2 protein-coding genes are annotated in these 7,972 nt (G+C 73.8%); both read right to left on the reverse strand.

The features are described 5' to 3' along the window. Positions 1 to 6,962, reverse strand: a 6,962-nt coding sequence (locus ACZ5GT_RS40465; RefSeq protein WP_469036877.1) for an SDR family NAD(P)-dependent oxidoreductase, incomplete at its 3' end; no start/stop codon positions are given. A 140-nt stretch (positions 6,963 to 7,102) separates the two neighbouring features. Next, on the reverse strand, positions 7,103 to 7,972 hold an 870-nt coding region (locus ACZ5GT_RS40470), incomplete at its 5' end, for an acyl carrier protein (RefSeq protein WP_469036879.1).

Consider the following 7,972-nt stretch of genomic DNA (forward strand, 5'->3'; position numbering starts at 1 on the left):
CGCTGCGCACCCTGCCCCGAGAACAACAACGCCACCCGACCCGCACGCACCACACCCTCAACCACACCCGCCACCGGCACACCCCCAGCCAGCGCGTCCAACCCAGCACGGAACCCGTCAACATCCCGCGCCAGCACCACACCCCGCTGCTCCAGAGCCGCCCGGGACCCGGCCAACGCCGACCCCACCGCCGTAAGATCCGCCGCCTGACCGGCGTACTCGCGCAGCTGCCGCGCCTGATCCCGCAGCGCCTGGGCACCACGCCCCGACACCACCCACGGCACCACACCGGACACCTCACCCGGCGAGTCGTCGTCCCGCCTCGCCGACGGCTCCTCCGGGGCCTGCTCCACGATGACGTGGGCGTTGGTCCCGCTGGCTCCGAAGGAGGAGATCCCAGCGCGGCGCGGACGCTCGACCCGCGGCCACGGCACCGCTTCCGTCAGCAGTTCCACCGCCCCCGCCGACCAGTCCACATGCGGCGACGGCTCCTCCACATGCAACGTCCGCGGCAGCACACCCCGCCGCATCGCCATCACCATCTTGATCACACCCGCCACACCCGCCGCGGCCTGCGCATGTCCCAGGTTGGACTTGATGGACCCGAGCCACAGCGGGCGGTCCTCGGCCCGCTCCTGCCCGTAGGTCGCGAGCAGGGCCTGCGCCTCGATCGGGTCGCCGAGGGTGGTGCCGGTGCCGTGCGCCTCCACGGCGTCGACGTCCGCCGGGGTCAGCTGCGCCGCTGCCAGGGCCTGCTGGATGACGCGCTGCTGGGAGGGCCCGTTCGGGGCGGTGAGGCCGTTGGAGGCGCCGTCCTGGTTGACGGCGGAACCCCGTACGACCGCGAGCACCCGGTGACCGTTGCGGCGGGCGTCCGAGAGGCGCTCCAGGAGCAGCACACCCACGCCCTCCGACCAGCCGGTGCCATCCGCCGAGGCGGAGAAGGACTTGCAGCGGCCGTCCGGGGACAGTCCGCGCTGCTTGCTGAACTCGACGAAGACGCCGGGTGTGGCCATGACGGTGACGCCGCCGGCCAGGGCGAGGGAGCACTCGCCCTGCCGCAGGGCCTGCGCGGCGAGGTGCAGGGCGACCAGCGAGGAGGAGCAGGCGGTGTCGACGGTGACGGCCGGGCCCTCCAGGCCGAAGGAGTAGGCGACGCGGCCGGAGACGACGCTGCCGGAAGTGCCCGTGAGCAGGTAGCCCTCGGCGCTGTCGGCGGCGTGCTCCACGTGGGTGGCGTAGTCGTGGTACATGACCCCGGCGAAGACACCGGTGTCGCTGCCCTTGAGGGAGAGCGGGTCGAGCCCGGCGCGTTCGAAGGCTTCCCAGGAAGCCTCCAGCAGGAGCCGCTGCTGCGGGTCCATGGTGACGGCTTCGCGGCGGGAGATGCCGAACAGGTCGGGGTCGAAGTCGGCGGCGTCGCGGAGGAAACCGCCGGAGCGGGTGTACGAGCTGCCGGGGCGCTGTCCTTCGGGGTCGTACAGGGTGTCGAGGTCCCAGCCGCGGTCGTCGGGGAACTCGGCGACGGCGTCGCGGCCTTCCGCGACCAGGCGCCACAGGTCGTCCGGCGAGGTGACTCCGCCGGGGTAGCGGCAGGCCATGCCGACGATGGCGATCGGCTCGTCGGCGACCGTGGCGCGGGCCGCCGTGCGAGCGGCCGGGATCGCCCGGGAACCGGTCCCGGTGCCGGTGCCGACCAGGGCGGTGAGGAGGTACCGGGCGAGGGTGTCGGGTGTGGGGTGGTCGAAGACCAGGGTGGCGGGGAGCTTCAGGCCGGTGAGGACGGTGAGGCGATTGCGGAGCTCCACCGCGGTCAGTGAGTCGAAACCCAGCTCTTTGAACGCCTTTTCGGGCTCGATGGCGTTGCCGTCGGCGTGGCCGAGGACGGCCGCGACGGTGTCGCGTACGGCGTCGAGGGCGAGGCCTTCGCGCTCCGGCTCGGCGAGGCCGGCCAGCCGCTGGGCGAGCGCTGAGGCGTCGCTGTCGGCGGCGGTCCCGGCGGTACGGCGCGCGGGGGTGCGGACGAATCCGCTGAGCAGGTCGGGCAGGAGTCCCGCGGCAGCCCGGGTCCGCAAGGTGGCGAGGTCCAGGCGGACCGGTACGAGCAGGGCCTCTCCGGAAGCGGTGGCCGCGTCCAGGGCCGCGAGTCCCTGTGCCGGGGTGAGCGGCAGGACGCCGATGCGTGCCGCCGCTTCGGAGTCGCCGCCGTCGAGGTGGGCCAGCATGCCGCTGGACTGCTCCCACAGTCCCCAGGCCAGGGACAGCGCGGCCAGCCCCTGGTCGTGCCGCTGTTCGGCGAGGGCGTCGAGGAAGGCGTTGGCGGCGGCGTAGTTGCCCTGTCCCGGATTGCCGAACACGCCTGCGGCGGAGGAGAAGAGCACGAAGGCGTCCAGGTCGGCGTCGCGGGTCAGCTCGTGCAGATGCCAGGCCGCGTCCGTCTTCGGCCGCATCACCGCATCCAGCCGCTCCGCGGTCAGCGACCCCACCAGACCGTCGTCCAGCACACCCGCGCAGTGCACGACACCGCTCAACCGGCCGGGCAACGACGCCAGCAACGCCGCCACCGCATCCCGCTCCGCCACATCACACGCCATGACCTCCACCGACTCCGCACCCAACGCACGGATCTCTTCGATGAGTTCAGCGGCACCCGGCGCCCCCGGCCCCCGTCGGCTGGTCAGCACCAGCCGCTTCACACCGTGCTCACCGGCCAGATGCCGCGCCACCGACGCGCCCAGCGTCCCGGTCCCACCCGTGACCAGAACCGTCCCGTCACCCCAGTCGACGGTGCCGGTGCCGGGTTCGGCGCGGACCAGTCTGGGGACGGCCGGTGTGCCGTTCCGCAGGGCGAGTTGGGGTGCGCCGGTGGCGATGGCACGGTCGAGGGCCGTGTGGGAGGCCGGGGTGTCGTCGAGGTCGACGAGTTGGATGCGGTCGGGGTGCTCGGACTGCGCCGAGCGCGCCAACCCCCACATGGCGGCCTGGACCGGGTCGGGGGCGCTGTCGGTCTCCCGGGCGCGGACGGCCCCCGAGGTGGTCATGATCAGCCTTGAGGCGGCGAGCCGTTCGTCGGCGAGCCACGCGGTGAGCAGGTCCAGCAGGCCGGCGGTGGCCGTCCGGGCACGGTGTGCGGGGTCGGCGGCCGGGTCCGGGGCGTGCGGGGTGACGACGACGCGGGCGGGCGCGTCGGCGCCGCCGTCCAGGGCCGCGATCAGTGCGGCGAGGTCGGGGAAGGGCGCGCCGCCGAGTTCGGCCCGGTCGCCGTCGGCCGCCGTCTCCGGCAGTGCGGTCTCGGTCCAGGCCACGCGGTACAGGGGCGCCGTGCCGGGCCCGGTGAGCTGGTCGGCGGTCACCGGCATCAGGCCGAGCGCGTCGACGGTGCCCACGGGACGGCCGGCCGGGTCGGCCAGGTGCAGGGTCAGCGTGCCGGAGTCCGCCGTGTCGATCCGCACGCGCAGCGCGGTGGCGCCGGTGGCGTGCAGGGACACCCCGCTCCACTCGAAGGGCAGCCGCACGCCGTCGACGGATCCGCCGAGCAGGGCGGCGTGCAAGGCGGAGTCGAGCAGTGCGGGGTGAATCCCGAACTCGTGTGCCGTCTCGGCCTGTTCGGGGGGCAGGGCCACCTCGGCCCATATGGTCGTGCCCTGCTGCCAGGCGGCCCTCAGCCCCTGGAACGCGGGCCCGTGGGCGTATCCGGTCTCGGCCGCCTTCTCGTAGAACCCGTCCAGCTCCACCGCCTCGGCGCCCGGCGGCGGCCACTCGGTCAGTTCCTCCCCCGTACCGGCCGCGGTGTGCGCGACGGACCCGGTCGCATGCCGCGTCCACGGCGCGTCGGCGTCGTCCGCGGGGTGGGAGTGGACGGTGACCGTCCGGTCGCCGTTCTCGGCGGGTGCGCCCACGACCACCTGGAGCCGGAGCGCACCGCTCGCGGGCAGCAGCAGCGGTGCCTCCAGGGTGAGTTCGCGCAGCAGGCCGCATCCGGCCTCGTCCCCGGCCCGTACGGCGAGCTCGACGAACGCGGCCCCGGGCAGCAGCACGGTCTCCCCCACGGCGTGGTCGGCGAGCCACGGGTGGCTCTGCAGCGACAGCCGCCCGGTCAGCACGTACTGGTCCTCGTCCGCGACCCGCACGGCGGCCCCGAGCAGCGGATGGCCCGCCTCGGCGAGCCCGGCGGCCGTCACCTGGGCGTCACCGGCGGACTGCTCGGCCCAGAAGCGCCGGCGCTGGAAGGCGTAGGTGGGCAGGTCCACCCGTGCCGCGTCATGCCCGGCGAGCAGAGCCTGCCAGTCGACCTTCGCACCGTGCACCCATGCCTCGGCGAGGGAGGTCAGGAAGCGCTGCGGGCCGCCTTCGTCGCGGCGCAGGGTGCCCAGGGTGACGGCGGCCGCCCCGGAGGCGTCGATGCTCTCCTGCACACCGATCGTCAGCACCGGGTGGGCGCTGGACTCGACGAACAGACCGTGCCCGCGGGACAGCAGCCCCTCTACGGCGTCCTGGAAACGGACCGTGGTGCGCAGGTTGGTGTACCAGTACTCGGCATCCAGCTCCGCGCCGTCGACGAAGGCGCCGGTGACGGTCGAGAAGAACGGCACCTGGGCGGTGCGCGGCTGAATGCCGTCCAGCAGCTTCAGCACCTCGTCACGGATCAGCTCGACCTGCGGGCCGTGCGAGGCGTAGTCGACGTTGATACGCCGGGCGCGGACACCGTCGGCCTCGCAGGCGGCCATCAACTCGTCCAACGCCTCGGGATCACCCGAAACGACCGTGGACTGCGGGCCGTTGACCGAAGCCAACGCCAACCGGTCGCCCCAGGCCGTGATCCGCTCCCGTACGGCATCGGCGGTGTCCGCCACCGACACCATTCCCCCCTTGCCCGCCAGAGCGATCAGCGCACGAGCACGAAGAGCGGACACCTTCGCCGCGTCCTCCAGACTCAGCACACCCGAGACGGCGGCCGCAGCGATCTCGCCCTGCGAGTGACCGACCACCGCGGCCGGCTCCACGCCCACCGACCGCCACAACTCCGCCAGGGACACCATCACCGCCCACAACACGGGCTGCACCACATCCACCCGGTCGAAACCGGGCGCACCCTCGACACCCCGCAGCACATCCAGCAGCGACCAGTCCACGAACCCCGACAGCGCCCGCGCACACTCCTCGAGCCGCGCGGCGAACACCGGCGAAGCCTCGTACAACTCCACCGCCATCCCCGCCCACTGCGACCCCTGACCCGGGAACACGAACACCGTGTCGCCCTCGATGCCCGCGGTTCCCTGGACGGCGTGGGGCGTGGTCTCGGCCGTGGCCAGGCGGTCGAGGGCGTCGAGGCGTGCCGTGGTGTCGGCGGTGATGATCACCGCGCGGTGGGTGAGGGCGGCGCGGGTGGTGGCCAGGGACAGGGCAGTGTCGGCGGGCCGGGGTGCGTCGGCGGCGGCGAAGGCGCGGATCCGGGCGACCTGGCCGCGCAGGGCGTCGGCGCTGTGGGCGGCGAGCGGCCACGGGACGGGCGTGCCGGATGCCAGTGGCACGGCGGCCGGGGCCGGCCGGGGCTCGGGCCGGGTGAGGGACGCGGCCTCTTCGAGGACGAGGTGGGCGTTGGTGCCGCTGATGCCGAAGGCGGAGACGGCGGCGCGGCGGGGCCGGTCGTCGTCGGACGCGGCGGGCCAGTCGTGGGCCTCGGTGAGGAGTTCGACCGCACCCGCCTGCCAGTCGACGTGGGGGGTGGGGGCGTCGACGTGGAGCGTCTTGGGCAGGGTGCGGTGGCGGAGGGCCATGGTCATCTTGATGACGCCGGCGATGCCCGCGGCGGCCGCGGTGTGGCCGATGTTCGACTTGAGGGAGCCGAGCCACAGGGGTCGGCCTGCGGGGCGGTCCTGGCCGTAGGTGGCGAGGACGGCCTGGGCTTCGATGGGGTCGCCGAGGGTGGTGCCGGTGCCGTGCGCCTCGACCACGTCGATGTCGCGCGGGCGCAGCCGGGCGTTGGCGAGGGCGGCGCGGATGACGCGCTGCTGGGAGGGGCCGTTGGGCGCGGCGAGGCCGTTGGAGGCGCCGTCCTGGTTGACGGCGGAGCCGCGGATCACGGCGAGGATCCGGTGGCCGTTGCGGACGGCGTCGGAGAGCTTCTCCAGGACGATGACGCCGACGCCCTCGCCCCAGCCGGTGCCGTCGGCGGCGGCGGCGAAGGCCTTGCAGCGGCCGTCGGGCGACAGTCCGCGCTGGCGGCTGAACTCGACGAAGAGGCCCGGTACGGACATGACGCTGACGCCGCCCGCGAGGGCCATGGTGCACTCGCCCTGCCGCAGTGCCTGGCAGGCCCAGTGGAGGGCGACGAGGGAGGAGGAGCAGGCGGTGTCGACGGTGACGGCCGGTCCCTCGAAGCCGTAGTGGTAGGCGAGGCGTCCGGAGACGACGCTGCCGGAGGTGCCGGTGAGGGAGTAGCCCTCGGCGCCGTTCTGGGAGTTGTGGCCGCCGACGATGTAGGCGGGGGTCGCGGCGCCGACGTAGACGCCGGTGCGGGTGCCCTTGAGGGAGAGCGGGTCGAGCCCGGAGGCCTCGAGGGCCTCCCAGGAGGTTTCCAGCAGGAGCCGTTGCTGCGGGTCCATGGCGAGCGCCTCGCGCGGCGAGATCCCGAAGAGCCCGGGGTCGAAGTCCGGGGCGTCGTGGAGGAATCCGCCGGAGCGGGTGTAGGTGGTGCCGGGGTGGTCGGGGTCGGGGTGGTAGAGCTCGTCCAGGTCCCAGCCGCGGTCGGTGGGGAAGCCGGAGATCGCGTCGCGGCCCTGGGCGAGCAGGTCCCACAGGTCCTCGGGCGAGCGGACGCCGCCGGGGTAGCGGCACGCCATGCCGACGAGGGCGATCGGTTCGCTGCCCTTGTTCTCGGCCTCGGCGAGCCGCTGCCGGGTCTCGTGGAGTTCGGCTGCGACCCGCTTGAGGGATGCGACCAGCTTGTCCTCGTTCGCCATTGCGGCGCGTCCTTCCCTGGCATTCCTGGCGTTCGTTGGCGTACCTGGCGTTTCTGGCGTTCCTGATGCGTGCGTGGCGTTCGTGGGGTTGTGCCCGGCGTTCCAGGGGTGTGCGTGGTGGGCGTGCGCCGGGCGGCGGTTCAGTTCACGCCGAGTTCGTTCTGGATGAAGTCGAGGACTTCGTCGGCGGAGGCGGACTGGAGGCGGTCGGCGACCCGGTCCCCGTCCTCCGCCGGTTCGCCGTGTGGGGTGGCCGCTGCCTGCCAGCGCCGCAGCATCTCCTCGATGCGGGCGGCGACTTGATGGTGGCCGGGGCCGTGCGGGTCGGCGGCCAGCACGGCGGACTCGAAGCGGTCGAGTTCGGCGAGCAGGTCCCCGGTGGGCGTCGCCTGCTGTGCGGGGGCCAGTCCGGCCAGCAGGTGGGCGGCGAGTGCGCCGACCGTCGGGTAGTCGAAGATCAGCGTGGGGGGCAGCCGTAGTCCGGCGGCGGCGGTGAGCCGGTTGCGGAGTTCGACGGCGGTGAGCGAGTCGAAGCCCAGTTCCTTGAAGCTGCGCTCGGAGCCGATCGCGCCGGGTGTGCCGTGGCCGAGGACCACGGCGACGTTCGTGCGGACGAGTTCGAGCAGGGCGTGCCGGCGCTCGGCCTCGGGCAGCGCGGCCAGGCGTTGTGCCGGCGGCATCCCGTCCCCGTCCGTCGCTGCCGTCCGGGCGTCCGTGGTCGCGGCGCGTCGTGCGGTGGTGCGGACGAGTCCCTTGAGCACGGCGGGCAGGGCGCTGCCACGCGCCTTCTCGCGCAGGGCGGACAGGTCGAGGCGCGCGGTGGCGAGGAGCGGTTCGTCCTGCCGGAGGGCGTCGTCGAAGAGGGCGAGTCCTTCCTCGTTGCTCATCGGCAGAAAGCCGGAGCGTCCGAGCCGCGCGAGGTCGGTGGTGTCGAGGGTGCCGGTCATACCGCTGGACTCGGCCCACTGCCCCCACGCCAACGACACCGCCGGCAAACCACGATGACGCCG

It is taken from the genome of Streptomyces sp. NPDC031340 (genome assembly GCF_055569945.1).